The 25,651-nt window shown below is 64.5% G+C and carries 24 protein-coding genes; 18 read left to right on the forward strand and 6 right to left on the reverse strand.

Annotated elements, in window-relative coordinates; genetic code table 11:
• Positions 1–112: 112 nt before the first annotated feature.
• On the reverse strand, positions 113–1,639 hold the full coding sequence (locus tag NDB2M4_RS14130) for a hypothetical protein (RefSeq protein ID WP_139247292.1): 1,527 nt from the start codon (positions 1,637–1,639) through the stop codon (positions 113–115).
• Between the two features lie 122 nt (positions 1,640–1,761).
• Between NDB2M4_RS14130 and NDB2M4_RS14135 the strand changes: the two genes are divergently transcribed.
• The 3 genes from NDB2M4_RS14135 to NDB2M4_RS14145 all read left to right on the forward strand — a co-directional run bounded on the left by NDB2M4_RS14135 (position 1,762) and on the right by NDB2M4_RS14145 (position 4,646).
• Positions 1,762–2,715 carry an L-threonylcarbamoyladenylate synthase gene (locus NDB2M4_RS14135; RefSeq protein WP_072376160.1) on the forward strand — a complete coding sequence of 318 codons (954 nt, stop codon included), beginning with the start codon at positions 1,762–1,764 and terminating at the stop codon, positions 2,713–2,715.
• A gap of 208 nt (positions 2,716–2,923) precedes the next feature.
• Complete coding sequence (locus tag NDB2M4_RS14140) at positions 2,924–4,309, forward strand: FAD-binding oxidoreductase (RefSeq protein WP_072376382.1); 1,386 nt, start codon at positions 2,924–2,926, stop codon at positions 4,307–4,309.
• A gap of 34 nt (positions 4,310–4,343) precedes the next feature.
• Positions 4,344–4,646, forward strand: coding sequence for a DUF6156 family protein (locus NDB2M4_RS14145; RefSeq protein WP_072376162.1), 303 nt, complete (start codon positions 4,344–4,346; stop codon positions 4,644–4,646).
• A 21-nt stretch (positions 4,647–4,667) separates the two neighbouring features.
• Here the strand turns inward: NDB2M4_RS14145 and NDB2M4_RS14150 are convergent, their stop codons facing one another.
• Both NDB2M4_RS14150 and NDB2M4_RS14155 read right to left on the reverse strand, forming a co-directional pair.
• The gene (locus tag NDB2M4_RS14150) at positions 4,668–6,317 is read right to left on the reverse strand and encodes a Clp protease N-terminal domain-containing protein (RefSeq protein ID WP_072376164.1); all 1,650 of its coding nucleotides are present in this window, start codon (positions 6,315–6,317) and stop codon (positions 4,668–4,670) included.
• Positions 6,318–6,461: 144 nt separating this feature from the next.
• Positions 6,462–7,148: an SOS response-associated peptidase gene (locus NDB2M4_RS14155; RefSeq protein ID WP_072376166.1), complete on the reverse strand. Its 687-nt coding sequence runs from the start codon at positions 7,146–7,148 to the stop codon at positions 6,462–6,464.
• 40 nt (positions 7,149–7,188) lie between these two features.
• On the opposite strand from NDB2M4_RS14155, the gene NDB2M4_RS14160 reads away from it, so the two are divergent.
• The 3 genes from NDB2M4_RS14160 to NDB2M4_RS14170 all read left to right on the forward strand — a co-directional run bounded on the left by NDB2M4_RS14160 (position 7,189) and on the right by NDB2M4_RS14170 (position 8,518).
• A complete protein-coding gene (locus NDB2M4_RS14160) occupies positions 7,189–7,647 on the forward strand; it encodes an NUDIX hydrolase (protein ID WP_072376168.1) in 459 nt (152 codons plus the stop codon).
• A 40-nt stretch (positions 7,648–7,687) separates the two neighbouring features.
• A complete protein-coding gene (locus tag NDB2M4_RS14165) occupies positions 7,688–8,095 on the forward strand; it encodes a TIGR02301 family protein (RefSeq protein WP_072376170.1) in 408 nt (135 codons plus the stop codon).
• Positions 8,096–8,269: 174 nt separating this feature from the next.
• Positions 8,270–8,518 (forward strand): hypothetical protein, encoded by a 249-nt coding sequence (locus tag NDB2M4_RS14170; protein ID WP_072376172.1) that lies wholly within the window; start codon positions 8,270–8,272, stop codon positions 8,516–8,518.
• Between the two features lie 13 nt (positions 8,519–8,531).
• Here the strand turns inward: NDB2M4_RS14170 and NDB2M4_RS14175 are convergent, their stop codons facing one another.
• On the reverse strand, positions 8,532–9,197 hold the full coding sequence (locus NDB2M4_RS14175; RefSeq protein ID WP_072376174.1) for a LysE family translocator: 666 nt from the start codon (positions 9,195–9,197) through the stop codon (positions 8,532–8,534).
• Between the two features lie 69 nt (positions 9,198–9,266).
• On the opposite strand from NDB2M4_RS14175, the gene NDB2M4_RS14180 reads away from it, so the two are divergent.
• The 3 genes from NDB2M4_RS14180 (at position 9,267) to NDB2M4_RS14190 (ending at position 12,409) form a co-directional block, all read left to right on the forward strand.
• Positions 9,267–9,893 (forward strand): hypothetical protein, encoded by a 627-nt coding sequence (locus NDB2M4_RS14180; protein ID WP_072376176.1) that lies wholly within the window; start codon positions 9,267–9,269, stop codon positions 9,891–9,893.
• A 177-nt stretch (positions 9,894–10,070) separates the two neighbouring features.
• Positions 10,071–11,330: an Hsp70 family protein gene (locus NDB2M4_RS14185; protein WP_072376178.1), complete on the forward strand. Its 1,260-nt coding sequence runs from the start codon at positions 10,071–10,073 to the stop codon at positions 11,328–11,330.
• A 194-nt stretch (positions 11,331–11,524) separates the two neighbouring features.
• Positions 11,525–12,409: a L,D-transpeptidase gene (locus NDB2M4_RS14190; RefSeq protein ID WP_072376180.1), complete on the forward strand. Its 885-nt coding sequence runs from the start codon at positions 11,525–11,527 to the stop codon at positions 12,407–12,409.
• Here the strand turns inward: NDB2M4_RS14190 and NDB2M4_RS14195 are convergent, their stop codons facing one another.
• Positions 12,410–13,738, reverse strand: a complete 1,329-nt coding sequence (locus tag NDB2M4_RS14195) for a dihydroorotase (protein WP_072376182.1) — start codon at positions 13,736–13,738, stop codon at positions 12,410–12,412.
• A gap of 93 nt (positions 13,739–13,831) precedes the next feature.
• On the opposite strand from NDB2M4_RS14195, the gene NDB2M4_RS14200 reads away from it, so the two are divergent.
• The 8 genes from NDB2M4_RS14200 to NDB2M4_RS14235 all read left to right on the forward strand — a co-directional run bounded on the left by NDB2M4_RS14200 (position 13,832) and on the right by NDB2M4_RS14235 (position 21,308).
• Positions 13,832–14,731, forward strand: a complete 900-nt coding sequence (locus NDB2M4_RS14200; protein WP_072376184.1) for a CAF17-like 4Fe-4S cluster assembly/insertion protein YgfZ — start codon at positions 13,832–13,834, stop codon at positions 14,729–14,731.
• Positions 14,728–15,330, forward strand: coding sequence for a DNA-3-methyladenine glycosylase I (locus NDB2M4_RS14205; RefSeq protein ID WP_072376186.1), 603 nt, complete (start codon positions 14,728–14,730; stop codon positions 15,328–15,330). The genes NDB2M4_RS14200 and NDB2M4_RS14205 overlap by 4 nt, the downstream gene beginning before the upstream one ends.
• 23 nt (positions 15,331–15,353) lie before the next feature.
• Positions 15,354–15,962 carry a YfbR-like 5'-deoxynucleotidase gene (locus NDB2M4_RS14210; RefSeq protein WP_072376188.1) on the forward strand — a complete coding sequence of 203 codons (609 nt, stop codon included), beginning with the start codon at positions 15,354–15,356 and terminating at the stop codon, positions 15,960–15,962.
• A 109-nt stretch (positions 15,963–16,071) separates the two neighbouring features.
• Positions 16,072–17,106 (forward strand): NUDIX hydrolase, encoded by a 1,035-nt coding sequence (locus NDB2M4_RS14215; protein ID WP_244536182.1) that lies wholly within the window; start codon positions 16,072–16,074, stop codon positions 17,104–17,106.
• 232 nt (positions 17,107–17,338) lie between these two features.
• Positions 17,339–18,406: a quinolinate synthase NadA gene (gene nadA, locus NDB2M4_RS14220; protein WP_072376190.1), complete on the forward strand. Its 1,068-nt coding sequence runs from the start codon at positions 17,339–17,341 to the stop codon at positions 18,404–18,406.
• Positions 18,407–18,463: 57 nt separating this feature from the next.
• Positions 18,464–20,137, forward strand: a complete 1,674-nt coding sequence (locus tag NDB2M4_RS14225) for an L-aspartate oxidase (protein WP_072376192.1) — start codon at positions 18,464–18,466, stop codon at positions 20,135–20,137.
• The gene (gene nadC, locus NDB2M4_RS14230; protein ID WP_139247293.1) at positions 20,134–21,003 is read left to right on the forward strand and encodes a carboxylating nicotinate-nucleotide diphosphorylase; all 870 of its coding nucleotides are present in this window, start codon (positions 20,134–20,136) and stop codon (positions 21,001–21,003) included. Before NDB2M4_RS14225 ends, nadC begins: the two co-directional genes overlap by 4 nt.
• 83 nt (positions 21,004–21,086) lie before the next feature.
• Positions 21,087–21,308 (forward strand): hypothetical protein, encoded by a 222-nt coding sequence (locus tag NDB2M4_RS14235; RefSeq protein ID WP_072376194.1) that lies wholly within the window; start codon positions 21,087–21,089, stop codon positions 21,306–21,308.
• Here NDB2M4_RS14235 and ppdK read toward each other — a convergent pair whose 3' ends face one another.
• Positions 21,309–24,035 (reverse strand): pyruvate, phosphate dikinase, encoded by a 2,727-nt coding sequence (ppdK, locus tag NDB2M4_RS14240; RefSeq protein WP_072376196.1) that lies wholly within the window; start codon positions 24,033–24,035, stop codon positions 21,309–21,311.
• Between the two features lie 204 nt (positions 24,036–24,239).
• Between ppdK and NDB2M4_RS14245 the strand changes: the two genes are divergently transcribed.
• On the forward strand, positions 24,240–25,649 hold the full coding sequence (locus NDB2M4_RS14245; RefSeq protein ID WP_072376198.1) for a dipeptidase: 1,410 nt from the start codon (positions 24,240–24,242) through the stop codon (positions 25,647–25,649).
• The last annotated feature ends 2 nt before the right edge of the window (positions 25,650–25,651 follow it).

Genomic DNA, 25,651 nt, shown 5'->3' on the forward strand with positions numbered 1-25,651 from the left:
CCGCGGTTCCGGGTGTTCGTGGGGGCTTTTGGCTCATGTTAGCCCGCCGCGGCCTCAAAGGGCCAGCGCAACATCGGCTAGGTCATTAAGAATGCCTGCTTTTTGCAGCGCATCATCCGGTGCGCGGCTCAGCACGTACGAAGAGGCGGCGCAGCGCGCGAACAAGCTGCGTAGCAAGATTCCAGAATTGCAGGATGCCCGAGGCGATGAACGCCGGCAGACCGACGATGGGAAGGAACAGCAATATGAAAGCGGCAAGTCGCATAACCTGTGCGGCGCGATAGCCGAACGCGTTGCCATACTCGCTGCGCTGCTCCGGCGGCCAGATGCGCGCGAACCAGGCGCTGGCAACCGGCCAGCCGAGCACGCCGGCGCCAAGACACATGAGATAGAGGATCTGCATCCATGCCGGCACGCCGGGAACGATGCGCGTATCGAGTTCACGCTGCCGGTCCTCGTCGCGTGCGTGCACTTCGACGGCAGTCGTCACCACGTTGCCGGTGATGTTCGACATCGTGTTGGTCCACAAGTCGCCGACCATGCCGGTGATATTGCCGGACTGCGCGTTGAGCGGCACGGCTCGAATTGAAACGCGGCCCGAATCTTCGCGCCCGACAGAGACGCGGAACTCACCCTGCGCCTTGCCGAGCGCGTCGAGGAAGTCGCCTAATGTTGCGCGCTTCAAAGCATCGTCGAGACCGCCGACGGAAATGCGCTGCCAGAGCCAATTGCGGCCACCCGGCTGGCGCGGCGTTGCCGCGTGCAGGAGAACGAGATTGACGTCGTAGTCTGCCGCCGCGGTCATCAGATCGGAGAGCTTGATGCTCTGCTCTGCTCCGCTCGATGGATAGAAATAGAGCAAGTTGTTCTCGACGCGCCCGGTGACGAGCACGGTTTGTCCTTTGACGGATGAAAGCGCGACGGGCAGCGTCGCCGGATCGACACTGTCGACCAGCGCCACCCTGGTATCGGGATCGATGCGCGGATAGGAAGACAGCGTCGGCGCCCCGCCGGGCTCCAGCGCCAGCGTGCGGATGCTGGAGCGGCTGAGCGGGCGCTCGAGCTGAGACAAGGCTTCATCGAACAAGGCTCTATCGCGGAGTTCGACGAGCAGGTTCGGGCGCACAGCGGCATACATTGCCTCGCCGCCGCTCATGGTGCGGGTGATGAGCGGATAGCTCTCCTTACCGGCGACAACATACAGCGTGCCGGCGGATGGCAGGTCCTTCAGCAGCGCGCGGTCACCGAAGAGCGTATCTTCGGACAGGTAGATGCCGAGCTTCGATCCGGGCGTCGTGTTGGGGAGCAGCGTCGGGATGGCGCGCTGCAGCTCCTCCGGCGTGCCGGCGGTGAAAACGTCGCCGTCGCGGTTGACGAACTTCCAATGGCCTTCGGGTGTTGCATGGGCCGCCAGCGCCGCGCCGCTGCCCGGAGGCAGCGACTTGATGTGCGCGGCGGCTCGCTCCAGCTCGACGATGCCGATGCGGCCGGCCTTGGGCGCGACTTCGCCAACCTCGGCGCCAATGCGCGAGATGCGCGAAAGCCAGTTGGCCTGGGCGGCAGGAACGGCGAAGGCGAGCAGCAGCGCTGCGCAGCCAATGCGCATCCATTGGTGACCGATCGTGAGGCTGCCCCGCATGCCTTGGCCGTCCATCCTTATCCCGCTTCCGATGCGAAACCTTACACACCCTTTGGACAGAATTCAGGTGGTGTGGTTATGACAGGCGCCCCGAAAGGGGATGAACCGGGATTGGAAAGCCAATGGGCGTCGAGAAGGCGGAAAAAGGAGCGATTGCCGCCGCGGCAGAGCATCTGCGCGCGGGCAGGCTGGTCGCCTTTCCCACCGAGACGGTCTACGGGCTCGGCGCGGACGCGACCCATTCGCGGGCGGTGGCGGAGATTTTCGCCGCCAAGGGACGGCCGACGTTCAATCCGCTGATCGTGCACGTTCTGGATGTGGCGGCGGCCGAGCGGCACGTCATCTTTACGCCGCTGGCGCGGCAGCTCGCGGGGGCGTTCTGGCCGGGACCGCTGACGCTGGTGCTGGACAAGCGCGAAGGCTCGCCGCTGTCCGATCTCGTTACGGGCGGGCTGTCGAGCGTTGCCGTGCGCTCACCCGACCATCCGGTCGCGCGGGCGCTGCTGGAGGCAACAGGCCGGCCGCTGGCGGCGCCATCGGCCAATCGATCCGGGCATGTCAGCCCGACCAAGGCGGAGCATGTGGCGGCCGATCTCGGTGACAAAGTCGCGATGGTGCTGGATGCCGGGGCGACGGCGCATGGGCTCGAATCGACGATTGTCGATGCGCGCGGCGACCATCCGGTGCTGTTGCGACCGGGCGCGGTGACGGTGGAGACGATCGAGGCGGTGATCGGTGGAAAAGTCGTGCGCGGCGATATCGATGCGGCACGACCGAGTGCGCCGGGACAACTGCTCAGCCACTATGCGCCGAGCGCGCGGGTGCGGCTTGAAGCGCGCGACGTGCTCGCGGGAGAAGCGCTATTGGCGTTTGGGCCCGATGTTCCGGCCACCGCGGGGGCCATGATCAATCTCAGTCCGGCGGGCGACCTTACCGAGGCGGCATCAAACCTTTTCGCGGCATTGCGTGCGCTGGATGCGAGCGGCGCTGAGGCCATCGCGGTGATGCCAATTCCGCAGTCGGGGCTGGGCGAGGCAATCAATGACCGCCTCCGGCGCGCGGCGGCACCGCGCTAGCCGATCAGGCAGCCAAATGGGTTGCATGAGCGCGGTTGGGCACAGCTAACGGCAATCTGTGGCTGGGCGAGTTGCTGAAAGCCGTCTTTTCCGTCAACAGTTCCCCTCTCATAGCAGCAACGCGAGACGTCCCTTGGCCCGCAAGCGCGCAGACAGCAAGACAACCCGTGCGGCCGGTTCCGGATCGCGCGAGGATGCGCTCAGCCGAATGTCTGATGTCGTTGGCGCGGCGCATGCGCTGATCGATCCCGAGCAGCAGCTTCCCTATCTGCGCGAATGGCGTGGCCTCTATCAGGGGCGCGCGGCGCTGGTGTTGCGCCCGGAGAGCACCAGCCAGGTTTCCGAGATCGTCGGCATCGCCAATGCGGCCGGCATCGGCATCGTGCCACAGGGCGGCAACACAGGGCTGGTCGGCGGGCAGATGCCGTCCAGTGACGGCACGGAAGTGGTGCTGTCGCTATCGCGGCTGAAGCAGGTGCGCAACGTCGATGCGGCGGGCGGCACGATGATCGTCGAAGCGGGCGTGACGCTGGCCGACGCGCAAAATGCGGCCGAGCGCGCGGGGCGGCTTTTTCCGCTCAGCCTCGCGTCGGAGGACAGCTGCGAGATCGGCGGCGTGCTGGCGACGAATGCTGGCGGCACCGGCGTGCTGGCTTATGGCAACGCTCGGGCGCTGACGCTGGGGGTTGAAGTGGTGCTCGCCAGCGGCGAAATCTGGGACGGCCTGCGCACGCTGAAGAAAGACAACACCGGATACGATCTGCGCGATCTGTTCGTCGGTTCGGAGGGGACGCTCGGCGTCATTACTGCGGCTGCGCTGAAGCTGTTTCCGCGGCCGGCAGAAACAGCCGTTGCCCTCGCCGCGCTGCCAACGCTGGAAGACGTGGCGACGCTGTTCCGTCTGTCGGAGGCACGCGGCGCGCACTCGCTGACGGCATTCGAATTCATGAGCCGCTTCACGCTGGAGCTGGTGACGCGCCACGTTCCGGGCACGCGCCTGCCGGTGCGAGAAGAAGCGCCGTGGTACGTGCTGCTCGAACTATCGAGCGCGGTGGAAGGCGGGGCCGCGGAAACAGCGATGCAGCGGCTGCTGGAAGAGGCGAGCGAGAAGCACATCATTTCAGATGTGGTGATCGCCGGGTCGCTGGCGCAGGCGCAATCGCTGTGGAAGTTGCGCGAGAGCGCATCGGAAGCGCAGCGCGGCGAAGGCGGCAGCATCAAGCACGATGTGTCGGTGCCGGTAGCGCGCATCCCCGAGTTCATCACGGAAGCGGGCATGGAAGTGGAGCGTGTCTGCCATGGCGCGCGGCCCGTCGTGTTCGGCCATTTCGGCGACGGCAACGTGCACTACAACGTCACGCAGCCTATCGGTATGGACAAGGCCGAGTACCTGGCGCTGTGGAACGAGATGGCCGGCGCGGTGCATGATGTGGTGGCGCGCTTTTCGGGGTCGATCTCAGCGGAGCACGGCATCGGACAGATGAAGCGTGCGGAGCTGATGCGCTTCAAGAGCCCGGTGGAGGTTGCGATGATGCGCAAGATCAAAGCGGCGCTCGATCCCAACGGCATCCTCAATCCGGGCAAGCTGCTCTAGCCTTGGGAATAGTTCTTCGAAGGAGCGCCTCGACGTGCAGGAAACTTATCCCGATTGCCGATATTTCGGCACCTATGCCGGCGTGAGCCTGCCGTTCAATCTCGTCAATGCGATCGAGCCCGAAGCGCTGTCGAACCGCAATACGTTCATCAAGGCGTACTACGACGACGCCGGAAAACTGATGGGCTTCGAGAAGCTGGTCTATGGCGAGGTGGAGCTGACCCACCGCTATCAGTATCACGGCAACGGCGCGCTGAAGCAGGCGGAGATCGTCATGCTGGATGAAGACCCCGTGACGGTGCTTTTCGACGAGGACGGCAAGCCGGTGAAGGGCTGACGAGACGCCCATGCCGTCGCGCTATAGCGCCGAGCTGCGGCGTTTGAACGGCCAGAAGCCGCCTTTTGATGAATGCTGCGGCTTGGGCTCCGGAGGGGTTCTGCCGGCGCGTCTCCAGCTGGCACGGATCCAGTCCTCGGTGCCGTAGAGCCACTGCTTGAAGCTCGAGCGCGGCGGCGGCTGGCTGCGATCTTCGAGCACAAGCTGCGATAATGTCTCGACGTCGGCGCACAGCTTCTCCAGCGCGGAGAGGCGCTTGGCGCCGTCTTCGTGCACCGCGCCGATGCGCGCGTTGATGAGGTGGATCTCGCCAGAGTCGTTGTTGCGCCAGCTATCGAGCGCGCCGGCGAGCGTATGCTGATTTGCGCTGATTTTCATGAGCGCGTCGTGCACCTCGGAAAGCTCGCTGCTGTAGACCGCGTGCGCTTCGGCGGTTTTCTGGTCGTAGGTGTCGAGCACTTTCTCGATTGTGGCGATGCGATCGCCGATGCTGGACGACAAGTCGATGCGGTTCTGATCGGAGTTGTCGCCGAACTGCTGCAATTGCAGAACGACAGACTGCACTTCGGCTACGATCTTCTGCATCTCCTCGCCGAACTGTGCCTGCGCCTGCTCGCTCGCCTGGGCGGCAAGGCGCACGGCGCTGCGAACGGCGGAAATCTCATCTGAGAGCTGCGTGATGGCGCTGGCGCGTTCGGTGCGCTCGGTGCCCAGCGCGTGCTCAATGGCCCACAGCCGGTCGGTGATCGCGGGATCGATCGCAGCGACGCCGCCGCCAATAGGCTGGCTCTGCAGCGCGGCTTCGATGGCAACGAGGCGGTTGTCGAGCGGAGATATATCGATGGGCGCAACAGTCGGCTGACGCGAGAGCGCGGCCTCCAGCATGCCGAAGCGTTCGGCGAAGGATCGCTCTGCGTCAGACAGGCGCGTGGTGAATGCGTTCTCCACCTCGGACAGGCGATCGAACAGGCGCTGGATGAACGTTTGATCGATGGCGGGCGCGGGCGGGTGTGCTGCGGCGAGCGATTGCTTCTCGCCCTCGCCTGCGTCAGGAGCCGGGGCGGCGGGTCGCTGCAGGGTCCGATGCCCCGTGACCGCGCCCCAATATTCGCGCGAATGGCGCGGCACGTGACGCGTGACGAGCTCGCCGCCGGGCAGGTCGCCACCGATTTCGGACAGCGCCTGGATGACATCATCGACGGTCGCCGGTTCACCGTGCGACGTCGCGCGAGAGGCCGCAACGCGCAAGACATCCTCGAGTTCGGGCGAGCGCCGCGGCGTCTCGCCCTCGGATGCGATGGAGGGAAGCTCGGCGGCGATGGAGACGGCGCAGTCGCGACGCAGGGCGGGGACGCGAACGCCATGCCGCTCCAGCGAGGCAGAAGCCGGCTCGATGCGTGTCATCGCCAGCAGGAGATGTTCGAGGCGAACCTCGGCCGACCGGTACGCGAGGGCGATGTCGTAGGCCTGGTTGGCACAGGCGAGGACGGTCTCGTCGACCCAGATGGGGGCCGAGCGGGCGGGGAGCGCTGAGCGCGGCGCGGTTGCATGGGCGGGTGTTGCCTGGGCGGTGTGGGAGCCCGACGTCACTTCCCGCCAGCCGGATGGATCGGTCGACGTGGCGCTCCAGCGCGACGTCCTGAGGTCAAGGTCGTGCCCCCGATAATCCATACGCGATGCTCCTCACCAGTCCCCGGCCGACCTTACCCCCGAACTGGCATTGCTGCGAGGGGGCCGCGAGAGGGCAGCGGCCCTCGCGACACGTATCGCCATAGGATCGTGACGTTTCCTTGCTGCTAGAGGGCGATGGTTAAACTAGAGGAGCGACGCCGTGACCGGCACCGGCTCCTGCACCTCGGGGCCCTCGTTGGCCGGATTGTTGAGCTTGCGGCTCACTTCGACGATGTCGAGGAGATCGTCGGGGGCAGGCACGAGAAGGTCCGTAATGTGGGTTGCGGTGCCGGGGCGGCAATCGAGCCACACATCGAAATGTTCCGGCGGAATGATTACCGGCATGCGGTCGTGAAGGCGCGCCATCGGCCCGTTAGCGGCGGTGGTGAGGATCGCCATGGTCTCGATCTCGCTGCCGTCGGCGCCAAGCCAGTGCTCGTAGATGGCGGCAAGACCCATCGTACCGCCACCCCTAAGACGGGCTAGATGGGGCCGCTTGGCGCCAGCGGGGCCGGTCCATTCGTAGAAGCCGTCGGCGGGGACGAGGCAGCGCTTGTGGCGCAGGCCGGCGCGGAAGGACGGCTTGTCGGCGGCGCTCTCAGACCGGGCGTTGACCAGCATCTTGAAGGCGCGCGGGTCCTTCACCCATGATGGGATCAGCCCCCAGCGCACCAGTGCCAACTCGCGGCCGCCGTTATGCGTGTCGCGGACGATGGCGACAGGCTGGGACGGGGCGATATTGTAACGGGGCGGAAATATCGCCTCGTTCAGATATCGGAAATAGGCGCGGACCGCTTCAGGCGGAGATGTCAAGGAATAGCGCGTACACATGATGTGAAGGTAGTCGTTCGAGCCAAGCTGGAGAAGATGGATGTCGGACCACGGCGGGACTGATCACGAAGCTGGCCCCTGGCCTAGAGCTGCCGCCAGTGCGGTGCTGTTCCGAGGGGAAGCGGTCCTGCTGGTGCTGCGCGACAAAGGGCACGCCGCAGGGATGTGGAGCCTGCCGGGGGGCGCCATTCACGCAGGTGAGACAGCCGAAGCGGCCGCCCGGCGCGAGGTGGAAGAGGAAACCGGCCTCATCGCCCACATCGAAGGGCTCGCCGGCGTCTACGACCTCATAGACCGGAACGAGGGTGGCGAGGTGGTGCTGGACTACGTCATCGCCACCTATTACGGCCGCGCGGACGATGGCGAGCCGCGGGCGAAAGACGACGTGCGGGATGCCCGCTTCTTCGCCCTCGACGCCGCCAAGGATCTGGAGTTGACGGAGGGCACCTATTTCGTCATCGAGCAGGCTTGGCGACTTCTTGCCGCCAGCGTGGAATAGGTGCCTCTGGAACGTCCAGAATCGGTGATAGAGTGAACTTATGAGGGGTTATCGACAGCACCGTCGGCCTGCGCGCCGCCGCCTTGCCGCGGTGTGTGCGATGCTTGCTGGCGTGTCGATGGCGCTTCCAGCAGCGGCCGCACCCGACAGCAAACCCTATGACGACCGCCTGTTCCGGCTTTCGGAGATCCTGGGCGCGGTGCACTACCTGCGCGAGCTGTGTGGCGCTGACGAAGGTCAATTGTGGCGCGAGCGGATGACCGACCTATTGCAGTCGGAAGGCACCTCGGCGCTGCGCAAAGCCAAGCTGACGCGCAGCTTCAATAAAGGTTATCAGAGCTACAGCCGCACCTATAACACCTGCAGTCCTTCGGCTCAGAACGTGATCAACCGCTTCGTCACCGAAGGCGCGGCGATCGCGGACACTCTGGTGCGCTCGGTCCCATAGGGACTGCACCGCTTTTTTCTTGCAGAAGTTTACTCTGAACGAGGGCTGCGCTTTGCCCCCGAGACACGCGTGATATGCACGTTATGTCGACGTGCTGCGTGTGCGATGCGCGCAGCCATTCACAGCGAGCCGGGGCGGAGATCGGGGCGCCGTTGCTCGCAAGGGGGAAGACCGATGCAACAGTTGCTCGAGGGACTAGACACGGACGATTCCACGTACCGTGCGCTATCGCTAATACTCGAAGCTTGGGACGAAGGTACCGAGAGCGGTGTGCCGAACGAGCAGATGGCTTATGCCGCCCTGTTCACGGCGCTGACCGATCTGGTTTCACAGTTCGGCGAGGAAGCCGTGGTGAAGCTGGCGGAGGGGCTCGAGAAGCGCATCCGCGTCGGCGAGTTCACGCTTCACCGGACGCGGCAGTAGACCTCAGCTGGCTTCACAGCAGGCCGATGCGTTTGACGACGACCTCGCCGATGAGCAAGAGGCCGAAGCCGACGAGCAGCAGCCCTGCGACGTGATTGATGAGCAGCAGACGCTCGACCGAGAGCCTGTGGCGGAAGCGTGCGATGAGGTGCGAGAGAGAAACCCACCAGGCCAGGCTGCCGCCCATGACGGCAGCGACGATGGTGAGCGCATCGATGTAGCTGTTCACCTCTACGAAGGTAGAGACGCCTCCGAAGATGGCGAACAGCCCCAACACAGCCCCTGGATTGGTGATGGTGAGCAGGAACGTCTGGGGGATGTCCCAGACGAAGTCTCGCAGAGTTTCGGCATGCTCGCGGTTCGGCGTCACGGGCACGAACCGCGGCGAAGAAAAATAGAGCTTGGCGCCGAACGCCACCAGAACGAGCCCGCCGAGCATCTGAATGGTCATGCGGTGAACCTGCACGGCGCCGGAAATGGCGCCGACGCCCAGGGCCGCGCATAACGCGATCAACCCGTCGCCCAGCATTGCGCCCAGCCCCGCCGCAATACCTCCCCAAAAGCCACGTTCGATTGCCCTCTGGATGCAGAGGACGTTGACGGGGCCGACCGGGGCGGCGACAAGGATTCCGATAATGATGCCTACGGGTATGATGAGCGGATTAGGCAGAAAATCCATGCACCTTCCTTCGCCGGTCCGCCATGCGTGCCGTTTGTTCTCGTTCCCAGCGCTGTTGGGCACCGGAGCATGAAGACGCTCCCGCTAAGTCGCGCAAGCCTTTGGACATTGGTACTGGCCGGGGTCGGGCTTGTCCATGCGGCCAACCTAGCGGCTGCGCCAAAGCCGGCGGCCGAGGAGAAGGTCACGGGCACTTCAACCACGGCGAAGAAGCAGCGCAAGTCGATCGACGACCCGGGAAAGTTGCCTCCCTCGGCAGAGGAGATGCGACAGGCGCTGTTGTTTGCGACGCGGACGGGAAACATCGAGGATTTGCGCGAAGCGCTGGACTGGAACGAGATCAAGCCGGAGACGGCGGCGCCGGCCGGCGAGGATCCTATTGCCTTCTGGAAGCGCAGCTCGGGTGATGGTCATGGACGCGAGGTGCTTGCGGCCCTCGCCGAGGTCATGTCGCTGCATCCTGCGGAACTTCCGCTCGGGCGCGATCTGGAAAACAACATCGTCTACGTCTGGCCGTATCTCGCCGAGGCTGCGCTCGATCAGCTGACGCCGGCGCAAGAAGTTGAGCTGTTGCGGCTGGTCGGACCGGCCGAGGCCAAGCAGATGCGCGAGAAAAAGAAGTGGACGTGGTGGCGCCTCACCATCGGCGCCGATGGCGTCTGGCATTCCTTCAAGAAGGGCGATAGCGGCCGCTGATGCGGGCATTTGTTCAAAGGTTCGTCTGACCGACAAGCTCGCCCGAAGCAACAACTTGTAGCCGTCCTCCTAACTTGCTAACCCATGCACCCCGGGGCGCGTCGCGCGTCTATCTTCGCCCATGAAGTGTCCTCGCGGACCGCCTGCGGCACCTCCAAATCCTCATAGGAAGCCATTGTGACACCTGCCTCCGGCGCGTGCGGCCTTGACTTCGGCACATCCAACAGCGCGATCGGCCACGCTGCGGAAGCTCATCCCTCTCTGATCCCCCTGCAGGAGGGCCGCGCTTCAATCCCCACCGCAGTATTCTTCAGCTTCGAGGACGCAAGTATCACCTTCGGCCGCGATGCCGTCTCCCGCTACTTGGAGCGCGAGGATGGGCGCCTGATGCGTTCGCTGAAATCGGTACTCGGATCATCGCTCATCCACGAGCAAACGCAGGTTGGAGCCAAGCGGCTCCGGTTCGATGAGATTATCTCGCTTTTCCTGAGCTACGTGCGCAAAGCTGCCGACGAGCCGTCGTCCGTCGTCATGGGCCGGCCTGTGTTTTTCGTGGACGAGAACCCGGAGGCCGACAGAAACGCAGAGGATCAACTCCGGCAGGCCGCGCAGCTCGCAGGCTTCAAGCACGTCGAATTCCAGTTCGAGCCCATCGCCGCTGCCCTCGACTACGAACGCCAAGTGGGCGGCGAGGAGCTCGCATTGGTCGTCGACATCGGCGGCGGCACTTCGGACTTCTCCATCGTCCGCGTCTCTCCTCACCGGCGCGGCAAGCCGGACCGCAAGTCCGACATTCTCGCCTATTCGGGCGTGCACATCGGTGGCACCGATTTCGACCGTCGCCTTGAGCTCGATGCCGTGCTTCCCGATCTTGGGCTTGGTGCCAAGCTTCGCCACAAGAACATGGAAACACCGTCGTGGTGGTACCAGGACCTTGCCACCTGGCAGCGCATCAACTTCCTCTATGATCCGAAGCTCTTCGCGGACATTCGCCAGGTGCGCCGCGATATGGTCGAGCCCGAAAAGCTCGACCGGCTACTCAAGGTTCTGGAGTACAGGAGGGGTCACGCGCTGTTGACCGCCGTCGAGGACGTCAAGATCCAGCTCTCCTCCGCAAACGTCGTGGCGATGGATTTGCAGAAGCTCGCTGGCATCGCGCCGCTCAACATCACGAGGAAGCAGTTTGAGCGCGCTATTGCCGACCAGGTCGGCAAAATTCATAAGGCGATTAGAAGCACACTGAGTCAGAGCAACGTTACCGCCGATGCCATCGGCTCAGTGTTTTTGACCGGCGGCTCGTCGCGAATACCTCTGCTGCTTGCGACGTTGCGCGGGGCATTCCCCAATGCCCGCATCGTCGAAGGCGATGCGTTCGGCTCCGTAGCCACCGGGCTCGCACTTGAAGCCCACAGCTGCTTTGGTGCGATGCGCGTTTGATGATGACATGTTGTTCGCGGCGTCCCTATCGCGTGGCTTCGGTAGACCGCTTCCGTGCACGGTCGTCGAGCCGCCTGCGAGGAAGCCGACAGGCGTCGCCATAGCGCGGCTCACAATCAATTTTACCTCCTATCGCTTGTCATGCGCGGCGCTGCCCCCAGATGTAAGGGCGCAGCAACCGGAGGGATTTGCTTATGATTTCGCGCGTCGCCCTCGCAGCCGCGGCGTTTATCGCCATCGGTGAGACAACGCCCGCGAGTGCCCAGTTGTATGGCCAGTGGGACAGTTACGGCCGCAGACCGTTCTGGGAGCAGCAACCGCGCAGTCGCCAGCAGTGGCGTAACGACAGCTATGACGATTGGGGTAACAGCGCGGAGCGGCGCTCACCCATCACGCGCAGCGGCGGTGCGCGCCCGGCAATAGCTCCAGCAGCGCCGCCGAAAGTGGCATTCAACAGCAGCTACCCTGTGGGCTCTATAGTCATCGATAGCGAGGGGCGCATGCTCTATTACGTGCTGTCGCCCACGCAGGCTTACCAATATCCGATCTCGGTGGGGCGTGAGGGATTCTCGTGGACTGGCACGGAGACGGTCAGCCGCAAACAGGCATGGCCCGACTGGCATCCGCCCAAGGAGATGATCGCGCGCGATCCGCGGCTCCCGAACAAGATGACGGGCGGGCTGAAAAATCCGCTCGGCGCAATGGCGCTCTATCTCGGCAATACGCTCTACCGGATTCACGGCACCAATGATCCGAAGAGCATCGGGCGAGCGGCGTCATCGGGCTGCTTCCGCATGATGAACGAGCATGTGCTGCATCTGGCCTCTCTCGCCGACGTCGGCACGCAAGTAACAGTGGTGAAGCATCTGCCGGCGCAGTCGGTGGCTTCGCGCCCGGCTCCGCAGCGTGCATCGGCCCAACCGGAGCCGGATGCTGATCCATATGCGGCGGAGGAACGCGACGAAGATCCGTACGCCGATCCAGGATACGAGCCGCGCTATGACCGCTATGGACGATACCGCGGCGGCTACAATCCCTATGCACGCTACCGCTACAATCGCTGGGGCGATCCGCTGTAGCTAGACGCCTTCGAGGAAGCCGACGGGAGCGCCGTGTGCGGGGCCGATGATCTCGCCATCCCACATGACGCGGCGGCCGCGCACGAATGTGCCGATGGGCCAGCCTTTGACGCGCTTGCCATGGTACGGCGTCCAACCGGCGCGGCTTGCGACTTGCTCATCGACGATGACTTCCTCGCGGTTGAGATCTACCACGGTGAGGTCGGCGTCATAGCCCACAGCGATGCGGCCCTTGCCGCGGATGCCGAACAGACGCTGCGGGCCGTGACTCGTCAGGTCGACGAAGCGCTCTAGCGACAAGCGGCCAGCGTTGACGTGATCGAGCATGATGGGGACGAGCGTCTGCACGCCGGTCATGCCGGAGTGCGATGCGGGATAGGCATGGTCCTTTTCCTCGCGCGTGTGCGGGGCGTGATCGGAGCCGAGCACGTCGACGACGCCGGCGGCCAATCCTTCCCAGATCGCACGGCGGTGGTGCTCATCGCGCACGGGCGGGTTCATCTGCGCATAGGTGCCGAGCGTCTCGTAACATTCAGGGGCGACGAGCGTCAGGTGATGGGGCGTCACCTCGACGCTGGCCCAATCCTTGTGCTCGGCGAGGAAGGCCATCTCAGCAGCGGTCGAAACGTGCAGCACATGGACGCGGCGCTTATGCTTTTCTGCAAGGCGGACGAGGCGGCGCGTGGAGATGATAGCGGCTTCCTCGTCGCGCCATTCGGGATGCGAGGATGGATCGCCGGGCCGGCGCACGTCCATGCGCGCAATGAGGCGCGCCTCGTCCTCGGAATGGAACGCGGCGCGGCGGCGAAGGGCGCCGATGATGCGGTCGAGCGAGGCTTCGTCATCGACCAGCAAGTCGCCGGTCGAGGAGCCCATGAACACTTTGATGCCGGCCGAGCCTTCCAGCCTTTCAAGCTGCGGAATCTGGTCGATGTTCTCGCGTGTGCCGCCGACATAGAAGGCGAAGTCGCAGAACATGCGATTGCGTGCGCGCGACACCTTGTCGGCAAGGCGTTCTGCCGTGGTCGTCAGCGGCTTGGTGTTGGGCATCTCGAACACGGCGGTGACGCCACCCAGGACGGCGCCGCGCGATCCGGTTGCGAGGTCTTCCTTGTGCTCCAGGCCCGGCTCGCGGAAATGCACCTGCGTATCGATGACACCGGGCAGCACGTGGAGGCCTTTGGCGTCGATGATCTCACCGGCAAGGCTTTGATCAATCTCGCCGATTGCAGCAATGCGTCCGCCGCGAATGGCAACGTCCCGCACGCCGATGCCGTCATGATTGACGAGGGTCCCTCCCTTCAGCAGGAGGTCGAACGTCGATGCCATTTTATCTCCTCGGCGTACACTATGGCGCCTTGCCTCTGGACTTAGCCCCGCATACGTAAATCAATCGCCGGACGCAACCGGAGCGGGGAAACTATGGCCGATACGAAGATCGCTTTGCTGCCCGACCGGGGCGCCGTCACCATTGCGGGCGAGGATGCCCGCACGTTTTTGCAGGGTCTCGTCACCAACGATATGGCGCTGATCGACAAGCAGCCGGCCCTCTACGCCGGTCTGCTGACGCCACAAGGTAAGATTCTGTTCGACTTTTTTGTAGTCGCCACGCCCGAGGGCTTCTGCCTCGAGGTTGCGCGCAGCAAGGCGGGCGAACTCGTGGAGCGGCTTAAGATGTATAAGCTGCGTTCCAAGGTCGAAATCCTGGATGCTTCCGCCGACTATACGGTTGCGGCGATCTGGGGCGGCGAATATGCGCCGCACGGCAACGGCAAGCCGCCGCTGCTGTTCGCCGACCCGCGCCTGCCCGGAATGGGCTATCGCGAGATGACGACGTTGCGTTCGGACTGGGCGCTCGGCGGGGAGACTTGTGACAGCGCCACGCAGGACGAATACCACGCGCACCGCATCGGGCTGGGCGTGCCGGAAGGCGGGCGTGACTATGCGTTCGGGGATGCCTTCCCGCACGAGGCGCTGTTCGACCAGCTCCAAGGCGTATCGTTCAAAAAGGGCTGCTTTGTCGGCCAGGAAGTGGTCGCGCGGATGCAGCATCGCGGGCTGGCGCGACGCAGGGTGGTTCCGGTGGTGGCGGCGAGTGCGTTGCCCGATCCGGGGGTGCCGATCACTGCGGGTGGCGTCGAGATCGGCAAGCTCGGATCGACTGCCGGCAACCGCGGGCTTGCGGACATCCGTATCGACCGTGTTGCGGAATTTAAAGCGAAGGGCGAGAGCGTGCGCGCGGGCGATGTCGAGGTGAACGTCGAGCTCCCCGCGTGGGCGACCTTCTCGCTCGAAGCAAAGCCGGCGGGATCGCCCGCATGACAACGTCGCCGGGTGGTTCCGTGGTGCGGTGCCCGTGGACTGGCAACGACGCCGAGTATCAGCGGTATCACGACACCGAATGGGGCGTGCCGCTGAAGACCGATCGCGCGATATTTGAAAAGCTGGTGCTGGAAGGCTTCCAGGCCGGTCTTTCCTGGATCACCATCTTGCGCAAGCGTGAGAACTTCCGGCGCGCGTTCGACAAGTTCGATGCCGAGCGCATTGCACAATACAATGCGAAGGACATCGCGCGGCTGATGGCGGACGAGGGCATCGTGCGTAACCGGGCGAAGATCGAGGCCACGATCGATAACGCGCGCGCCTACCTGAAACTACGGGAGCGAACGACGCTGAAGAAGCTCTTGTGGGATCACCTCGGCGAGGGCGGGCCGCTGCAGCGCGGCGCCAAGACGATTACGGAGATCCCTGCACAGGACGATGTGTCCAAACGCATTTCAAAGGCGCTGAAGGCGGAGGGCTTCCGCTTCGTCGGGCCGACAACGGTTTACGCCTTCATGCAGTCGGCCGGGATGGTCAACGATCACCTCGTCGGCTGCTTCCGCTATGATGCGTGCTCGAAGCTACAGCACAAAGCCTGATACCCGTGACCTCAGTGAACGATATGCAAAAGCCGAAGCGCGCGTGGCAGCGCATGCTGTCGGGGCGGCGCCTCGATCTGCTCAATCCTTCGCCGTCGGACGTCGAAGTCGAAGACATTGCGCACGGACTGGCACGCGTCGCGCGCTGGAATGGGCAGACGATCGGCGCGCACGCGTTCTCTGTGGCGCAGCATTCCCTCGTCGTCGAAGAGATCGCGGCAGCACGCAATTTGGAGTGGGACAGGCGCTGGATGCTGGCGACGCTGCTGCACGATGCGCCGGAGTATGTCGTGGGCGACCTCATCAGTCCGTTCAAGACCGCCATCGGTCTCGACTACAAAGCCTTCGAGCTGCGACTACTTGCAGCAATCCATGCGCGCTTCGGAATCCCTGAAGAGCTGCCGAGCGACGTTCAGTACGAGATCAAACTTTGTGACCGAGTTGCAGCATTTTTCGAGGCGACGCGGCTCGCCGGGTTCGAGGAAAACGAAGCGGTCATCTACTTCGGCGAACCAGGCGGGCTGCTGCCCGATGCCACTGCAGTATCGCTATCGGCCCTTACTCCACTGCCCGCGAACGAGGCTCAAGAAAAATTTCTCGCTCGATTTAGAGTTTTGATTGAACCTTTCTGAGTATTGCGCGTTGTCCCGGCGATTGCACGGCGGAGTGCGAAGACGTCGGAAAAGCGCCATGTTCCGCGTCAAGCCTCCGGCCGGGGGTCTCCACTCACTGGAGGAAGCCATGGCCTACGGACAGCTCAGGGAATCAACAGCCCGAGTGAGCAGCGAACCAGAACCCAGTATCGAAGCGGGCACCGCGCCGGTCGAGATCGGCCTCAACGCGGCGATCGTTGCGGTGACCGGTAACGAGCCGGTGGTCTTAGTCATCCGGCATGAAGCCGATTCCGCGGGTGCCACGGACGGGCTTCCGTTCGGACCATTCTCCCCGTTGCAGCACAGGACACTGGAAAGTGGCCTGCGCGCTTGGGTACATCGGCAGGCCGGCTTGGAACTGGGATACGCCGAGCAGCTCTACACATTCGGCGACCGCGGACGCCATGCGCAACCGGGCGATTTGAGCCCGCATGTCGTGTCAATCGGATACCTGGCGCTTACGCAGGTGAAGCCGTCGATGGAGATGCAGCACGGCGTTTGGCGCAGCTGGTATCACTACTTCCCGTGGGAGGACTGGCGGCGCGGCCGACCGGAAATCCTCGAAGCGACGATGGAGCCGAGGCTGCGAGAGTGGGCCAGTGAGCGCACGAGCGTGCCGCAGCCCGTCAGCCGCCAGGAGCGTGTGCGCATCTGCTTCGGTCTCGATGGCGCGGCGTGGGACGAGGAAAAAGTTCTCGAACGCTACGAGCTGCTCTACGAAGCCGGCCTCATCGAAGAGGCGGCGAGGGACGGACGCGATGCTGCACGTCAGTGGAGCCAGCGACCGCGGCTTGGCGTGCCGATGCAGTACGATCACCGCCGCATTCTCGCGACGGCGATCGGACGCGTGCGCGCAAAGATCAAATATCGCCCGGTGATCTTCGAGCTGATGCCGGACGACTTCACGCTGTTCGAGCTGCAGCGCACCGTCGAAGCCATTCTCGGCCCGCATCTGCACAAGCAGAACTTCCGCCGGCTGGTCGAAGGCGCGGGGCTGGTGGAGCCCACCGGCGATGTGAAGATGCGCACGGGCGGACGGCCCGCAAAGCTCTATCGTTTCCGCCGCGAAGTGTTGATGGAGCGTCCTGCTCCCGGCGTGCGCGTGAAACCGGGCAAGGTCTGAGACGTTGCTCTAAAGGCCGTATGACGGTTGCGCGCGATGCGGAGCTGAAACGCGCGCAAGTCCTAACTCTTATGTGGTCACAGACGGCTTGATGAAGTAATCTTTCATCACCCTTGGAGTGCTCAAAAAGAGCATTATATGACCTAACATCCGGCCAATCCCGTGCCGGCTCTTTAGATGGCCCGTTTATGCTCAAAGTGAGCATAGCTGTCTTGGGGAGACTTGGGGAGACATGATGGATACGCTCGACGTCCGACCTGCCGTTGCCCGCCGCCCGCGCCCTGCGCCGGCCCCCGAGGCACGGCCGCTGCCGGAGTTCACGCCGGAGCTCGCCGCCGAGATGGCGCCGCTCTACGCGCGCGTTCAGCACGTGATCACGCCGATGGAGTGGCCCGCCTACGCGCCGCTGATCAAGGCGATCAACGAGCTGAAGAAAGAGCGCAACGCCGTCATCCTGGCGCACAACTACATGACGCCGGAGATCTTCAACTGCGTTGGAGATTTCCGCGGCGATAGCTTGCAGCTCGCGCGTGAAGCAGCACGCACCGAGGCCGACGTCATCGTGCAGGCCGGCGTGCACTTCATGGCCGAGACCTCAAAGCTGCTGAGCCCGGACAAGAAGATTCTCATTCCGGACATGAAGGCCGGCTGCTCGCTTGCCGAGTCGATCACGGCCGAGGACGTGCGCATGCTGCGCGAGGCCTATCCGGGCGTGCCGATCGTCACCTACGTCAATACGTCGGCGGCGGTGAAGGCAGAGTGCGATATCACCTGCACCTCGTCGAACGCGGTGAAGGTTGTCGAGAGCCTCGGCGCACCGCGCGTGCTGCTGATCCCGGACGAATATCTCGCCCGCTACGTGCAGACGAAGACGAAGGTCGAGATCATCGCCTGGAAGGGCCACTGCGAGGTGCACGAGCGCTTCACCGCCGAGGACATCGCGGCCATGCGCGCCGCCGATCCCGGCATGAAGGTTATCGCGCATCCGGAGTGCCCGCCGGACGTGATCGCTGCCTCCGACTTCACCGGCTCGACTGCCGCGATGATCAACTACGTCACCAGCAACCGGCCGCGCAAAGTGGCGCTCATCACCGAATGCTCGATGGCGTCGAATGTTGCGGTCGAGGCTCCGGACGTAGAGTTCATCCGGCCGTGCAATCTGTGCCCGCACATGAAGCGCATCAGCCTGCAGAACATCTACGAGGCCCTGCGCGACATGAAATACGAGGTCACGGTTGATCCAGCCGTCGCCGTCAAGGCGCGCCGCGCCGTAGAGCGCATGATCAACCTCACCAACTGAGGCAATTGCCGGCGGCCCATGCCGCCGGCCCCCGCAACCCGCCTTGGACGATATCGAATGCCTATTGCATCGAAATCCAGATTCGACGCGCGCGCGTTCCGCCCTGCCGGTGATGAGCCGCTGGGAGCGGCCGGCGATGTGATCATCGTCGGCGCGGGCCTTGCCGGGCTGTTCACGGCGCTGCAGCTGGCGCCGATGCCGGTGACTGTGGTCGCGGCGGCGCCGCTGGGCCAGGGCGCATCGACGGGCTGGGCGCAGGGAGGCGTCGCCGCTGCCGTCGGGCGCAATGACGCCGCCGAGCTGCATGCAGCCGATACGCTGGCCGCTGGCGCCGGTACGGTCGATCCGGATGTGGCGCGCTTCGTTGCCATTGAAGGTCCAGCGCGCATCGCCGATCTGGTGCGCTATGGCGTGCCATTCGATCGCGATGCCAACGGCGATTTTGCATTGAGCCAGGAGGCTGCGCACTCGCGGCGCCGGGTGGTGCACGCGTCAGGCGATCGCACGGGCGGCGAAATCCTCGATGCGCTGGTTGCCAAGGTGCGGGCAACGCCGTCGATCCGCGTTCTGGAAGGCTATGAGGCAGACGATCTCATCGTCGTCGATGGGCGCGTCGAGGGCGTGCGTCTCGTGCGCGTCGGCGAAGGCAACAAGGAAATCTACGAGTACTTTCCCGCCAGCGCGGTGGTTCTCGCGACGGGCGGCATCGGCGCACTCTATGCGGTGACGACCAACCCGCCGTATGCGCGCGGTGAATCCATCGCCATGGCAGCGCGCGCCGGCGCAGTCATTGCCGATCCGGAATTCGTGCAGTTTCATCCGACGGCTATCGACATCGGCATCGATCCGGCGCCGCTGGCTACCGAGGCTCTGCGCGGCGAAGGCGCAACGCTGGTGAATTCGGCTGGCGAGCGCTTCATGGCGGCGGTCGATCCGCGCGCCGAGCTTGCGCCGCGCGATGTGGTGGCGCGCTCGGTGTTCAGCGAGATCGCGGCCGGGCGCGGGGCATTTCTCGATTGCCGCGCGGCGATCGGCGAGAGCTTCGCTGCCCGCTTTCCAACCGTCTACGGCTTGTGCCAGGCGGCTGGCATCGATCCGGCAAAGCAGCTCATTCCAGTGGCACCTGCCGCGCACTACCACATGGGTGGCATCGCCACCGACTCGCGCGGGCGCTCGAGCGTCGCGGGGCTTTGGGCCGTGGGTGAAGTTGCTTCGACGGGCCTGCATGGCGCGAACCGGCTGGCATCCAATTCGCTTCTGGAAGCCGTCGTGTTCGCCGACAGGGTCGCCGCCGACATCCGCCACATGGCAAGCAACGGCCGGCATATGACGCGGACAGCGCTCGAACGGGTCGGCAGCATCAGTGCCGATCATTCGGCAATGCGTGGGCCGCTCGTTGCGCGGTTGCGGCGCACGATGAGCGAGCATGTCGGCGTGGTGCGCGATGCGCGCGCTCTCAAGAAGGCAATCGCCGTGCTGCGGGATATCGAACGTCAGGCGGGCGGTGATCGTGTGCTCGCCAACATGGCGCTGGCCGCGCGCTTCGTGGCGACGGGCGCGCTATTGCGCGAGGAGAGCCGCGGTGCGCAGGCGCGCAGCGACTTCCCCGAGGTGAGCGATGCCTATGCGCAGCGCACATTCCTCACCCTCGACGACGTAGACGAGATCGGCGTGCGCCGCGATGCCGGACTGCCGAGTGCGTGGGAGTGGCAGGCGGGAGCGGCGCGATGAGCGACGCGATGGCTGGCCTGCACCTGCCCTCCTCTGTCGTCGACAAGGCAGTGGCGGAGGCGCTGGCCGAGGACCTTGGCCTTGGCGGTGATGTCACCACGGTTTCGACGGTGCCGCACGGGACGCGCGCGTCGGGGGTCATCGCGGCACGCAAGGCGGGCGTGGTTTCAGGCGTGCAGCTCGCCGAAGCCGCTTTCAAGACGCTCGATCCCTTTACCGAGTTCGAAGTCGTGGTCGGTGATGGCGGCAAGGTGGAAGCCGGCGGCGTTATCGCTCGCGTCTCGGGCGATGCGCGCGTGCTGCTGACGGGCGAGCGCACGGCGCTGAACTTTCTCGGGCACATGAGCGGCATTGCCACGCTGACCGCGAAGTACGTTGCTGCGGTTGCCGGCACAAAGGCGCGCATCATCGATACGCGCAAGACGACGCCGGGGCTGCGCGCCATTGAGAAGTTCGCGGTGCGTTGCGGCGGCGGCGTAAACCACCGCTTCGGGTTGTTCGACGCGGTGCTGATCAAGGACAATCACATCATAGCCGCGGGCGGCATCGGGGCGGCGCTGGAGCGCGCGCGGTCGCATGCCGGTCACATGGTGAAGGTCGAGATCGAGGTGACAAACCTCGATGAGGTTGACGAGGCACTGAAGTATGCGCCCGACGCCCTGCTGCTCGACAACATGCCCCCTGCCCTGTTGAAAGCTGCAGTTGCAGAGGTCGCCGGACGCGTCATCACAGAAGCTTCCGGCGGTGTGACACTCGAAACCGTGCGCGGGATTGCCGAAACCGGCGTCGATCTCATCTCGGTCGGAGCCCTCACCCACTCCGCTCCGGTGCTCGACATCGGCCTCGACTTTAACGCACAGTCGTAGAAGGCTACTGCGGGCGCTTGATTTCGCCACAGTTGCTGCGCAAACACCCACATGGACGGCTTTTGTCCTCAAGGGAGGACCACATGGATTTTCTTCGCGGAATCGTCATTTGGGGCGGCATTGCGCTCGCCTCCGGCATAGCGGGCGGCTTGCTCGCAGGCGTGAAGAACCGCGACTATTCCGCGTGGATCGCGTGGTGCTTCATTCTCCCGCCGCTCGTGCTCGTGCTGCTGGTGGTGCCGAAGCATCAAGGTCCGCGCCCGCGTCAGCCGCGCCTCGACGCCGACGAGAACCACAGCTTCTAGTCAGCGCTGGTCAATTTCCGCTTTGCCGCCCGAGCGCGCGTTGATCGCTGCCTGCGCCGCAGCAAGGCGCGCGATGGGCACGCGATAGGGCGAGCAGGACACGTAATCGAGATCGATGCTGTTGAAGAACGCGACCGATTTGGGGTCGCCGCCGTGCTCGCCGCAGATGCCGATCTTCAAGCCGGGCTTGGCGGCGCGCCCGCGCTCGACGCCGATGCGGATCAACTCGCCGACGCCATCGATGTCGATCGAGACGAACGGGTCGATGGCAAAGATCTTCTTTGCCGCGTAGTCCTCCAGGATCGAGCCGGAATCATCGCGGCTCAAACCTAGCGTCGTCTGCGTGAGATCGTTGGTGCCGAACGAGAAGAATGCAGCGCCAGCGTCACCTTCGGCCACGTCGGCCGCACGCAGAGCCGCGCGCGGCAGCTCAATCATGGTGCCAAGCAAATAGTCGATTTTGGTGCCGCAGTCCTTCTCGACTGCAGCGGCGGTGCGGGCGATGACGTCGCGCAGGATGTCGAACTCGCTGCGATAAGCGACGAGCGGCACCATGATCTCGAGCTTCACGGGCGCGCCCGTGCGTTTCTGAACGGCGACCGCCGCCTCGAAAATTGCTCGCGACTGCATCTCGGGGATTTCGGGATAGACGATGGCGAGGCGGCAGCCGCGGAAGCCGAGCATGGGATTGAACTCGGACAGTTGCGAGACGCGCTGGCTCAGGCGCTCGGGTGCGACGCCGAGCTCGGCAGCGATGTCGGGGATCTCGTCCGGGTTCGTGGGCAGGAACTCGTGCAGCGGCGGATCGAGCAGGCGCACAGTAACCGGCAACCCGGCCATGATCTCGAACATCTGCTCGAAGTCGCTGCGCTGCATGGGAAGGATTTTTGCCAATGCGGCGCGGCGCCCTGCGGTATCGTCCGCGAGGATCATCTGGCGCACGGCCAGGATGCGCTCTGCCTCGAAGAACATGTGCTCGGTGCGGCAAAGGCCGATGCCTTCGGCGCCGAACTCGCGCGCCTGGCGTGCATCGCGCGGGGTGTCGGCGTTGGCGCGCACGCCAAGCCGGCGCTCGGCATCCGCCCATTGCATCAACGTGGCGAAGGCGCCCGACAGCTTGGGCTCGCGCATCTTGGCTCGGCCGGCGAGCACCTGACCGGTGCCGCCATCGATGGTGACGATGTCGCCCTTCTTGAGGACACGGGCACCGACCTTGAGCGTGCCGGCCTTGGCATCGATGCGCATCGCGCCGGCACCCGAAACGCACGGGCGTCCCATGCCGCGAGCAACCACCGCGGCATGGCTGGTCATGCCACCGCGCGCAGTGAGAATGCCGACGGCGGCGTGCATGCCGTGAATGTCCTCGGGGCTCGTTTCCAGCCGCACAAGAATGACTTCATGGCCGTGGGCGCGCGCGGTCTCGGCGTCGTCGGCGGTGAAGACGATCTCGCCCGAGGCCGCGCCGGGAGATGCCGGCAAGCCGGTGGTGAGCACGTCACGCGCGGCATCGGGATCGAGCGTCGGGTGCAAGAGCTGATCGAGGGCGGGCGCGTTGACGCGCATCACCGCCTCGGGCTTGGAGATGACGCCCTCTTCGGCGAGATCTACGGCGATGCGCAGCGACGCCTCGGCAGTGCGCTTGCCAGAGCGGGTCTGCAGGATCCAGAGCTTGCCGTTTTCGATGGTGAACTCGACGTCCTGCATGTCGCGATAGTGCTTTTCGAGGCGCGCGAACACCTCGACCAGGTGCGCGTAGAGGCCGGGCATCTGCTCTTCGAGCGAGGGGGTTTCCACGCGCGCTTCCTGGCGCGCCTTGGCACTCAGCGGCTGTGGCGTGCGGATGCCGGCGACCACATCCTCGCCTTGCGCGTTTATGAGGAACTCGCCGTAGATTTCCTTGGCGCCTGTCGAAGGATTGCGCGTGAAGGCGACACCGGTGGCGCTGTTTTCACCGAGGTTGCCGAAGACCATGGCCTGCACGGTGACGGCTGTTCCCCAGCTGTCGGGGATGTCGTGCAGGCGGCGATAGGTATTGGCGCGCGCGTTCTGCCAGGAACCAAACACCGCGGCGATGGCGCCGAAAAGCTGCTCGGAGATGTCTTGCGGAAACGGCCGGCCGAGGTTGTCGATAACGGCTTGCTTGTATTCCTCGATGATCTGCGTCCAATCCTCGGCGGTGAGCTCTGTGTCGGAGCCGAGCGCGTTGAGGTTCTTGAAGTTTTCGAGAATGTCCTCGAAGACGCCGTGGTCGACGCCAAGTACCACGTCGGCGTACATCTGGATGAAGCGGCGATAGCTGTCGTATGCGAAACGGCGGTCGCCGGAGCGCTTGGCTAGTCCTTCGACAGTCTCATCATTGAGGCCAAGATTGAGGATGGTGTCCATCATGCCAGGCATCGACGCGCGCGCACCGGAGCGTACGGACACGAGCAACGGACGGTCGACATCGCCGAAGGTGGCGCCGACGGCATCGCCCACGAGGCGGATAGCTTTTTCGATCTGCGGTTTCAGCGCCTCGGGAAGCTTGCGGCCGAGCGCATAGAACTCATCGCAGACTTTGGTGGTGATGGTGAAGCCGGGAGGAACCGGCAAGCCGAGGCTCGCCATCTCGGCGAGGTTGGCTCCCTTGCCGCCGAGCAGCTCCGTCATGTTGGCGCGGCCGTCGACGTAGCCGGCCGCGAAGGCATAGACGAGCTTGGGCTCGGACTGCGAAGACCTGTCTGACATATCGTCCGCTCCCCGCGACGGATTATCTCGCGCTACTGCGCATTGGCCGTCGTCGTGTGATGGCATATCAGCCTCTGGCCTTGCCTTAAAGGTGCGCTGCCGCAACGCAGGGAGAACCTACCGTCGCGGCCCGGCGTTCCAGCCGCCTTTGACGCAGCAGCTGAGCTGCTCCACTGTGGCGGCCGCCAACCGGGAGAAGAGCTTATGAGCGAGCAGTTGAATCAAGTCCTGACGACGCTGGACGATACGAGCGATGCGGCGCTGGCAAGGCTGTTCGAACTGTTACGCATAGAAAGCATTTCGACGGACCCGACCTACAAGGGGAGCTGCCAGCAGGCGGCGGACTGGTGCGCAAACGAGCTGCGCGACCTTGGATTCGACGCTCGAGTGGTGCCTACCACCGGGCACCCCATGGTGCTGGCGCATGACGCGGCCGAACGCGTGTCAGGCGTGCCGCACGTGCTTTTCTACGGTCATTACGACGTGCAGCCGGCCGATCCGATCAACCTTTGGGAATCCCCCCCTTTCGAGCCGATCGTGCGGGCGGACCACGCCAATGGGCAGGTGATCGTCGCGCGCGGGGCCGAGGACAATAAGGGGCAGCTCATGACCTTCCTCACCGCGGTGCGGGCGTGGAAGGCGGTCGCCGGCAAGCTGCCAGTTTCGGTTTCGGTGCTGCTGGAGGGCGAGGAGGAATGCGGGTCGGCCTCGCTGCCGGCTTTCCTTGCCGAATACGGCGATGAGCTAAAGGCCGATTGCGTGCTCGTGTGTGACACGGGTCAGTGGGACAAGGACACGCCGGCCATCACCACGATGCTGCGCGGCCTGGCGGCGATCGAGGTGACGCTGACGGGGCCGTCGCGCGATCTGCATTCGGGCATCTACGGCGGACCGGCGCTCAACCCGATCCGCACGCTGGCGCACATCGTTGCTGCAATGCACGACGACAACGGCCGCGTCATGATCCCGGGTTTCTACGATGGCGTGAGCGAACCGGCGGCAGCGCAAAAGGAACAGTGGGGCAAGCTCGGCTTCCGCGCTGAGGATTTTCTCGGGGCAGTCGGGCTGAAGCAGCCCGCCGGCGAAAGCGATCGCTCGGCGCTGGAGCAGCTGTGGTCGCGGCCGACGCTGGAATTCAACGGCATCGGCGGCGGCTATCAGGGCGTTGGCACCAAGACGGTCATTCCTTCCAAGGCTTCGGTGAAGATTACCTGCCGGCTGGTCGCCGGCCAGGATGCCGACAAGATCCTCACGGGAATCGAAAACTTTGTTCGGGAGCGCCTGCCGGCAGACTGCACGGCGGAGTTCTCACACAAGCAGACGGGGACGGCGATTGCGTTCTCCACGGACACGCCAGTCATGCAGGCGGCGGCGAGCGCGCTCGCCGACGAGTGGGGCCAGCCGACGGTGCTGATGGGCTCGGGCGCCTCGATCCCGATCGTCACCTCATTCAAGGAGGTGCTGGGCTGTGACAGCCTGATGGTCGGCTTCGGCCTCGACGACGACCGCATCCACAGCCCGAACGAGAAGTACAATCTGTCGAGCTTCAAGAAGGGCGCGCGGAGCTGGGCGCGCATCCTCGAACGCCTTGCGAGCGCCGAAAATGCGGCGTAGTT

The organism is Hyphomicrobium sp. NDB2Meth4, assembly GCF_900117445.1.
Lineage (GTDB): Bacteria > Pseudomonadota > Alphaproteobacteria > Rhizobiales > Hyphomicrobiaceae > Hyphomicrobium_A.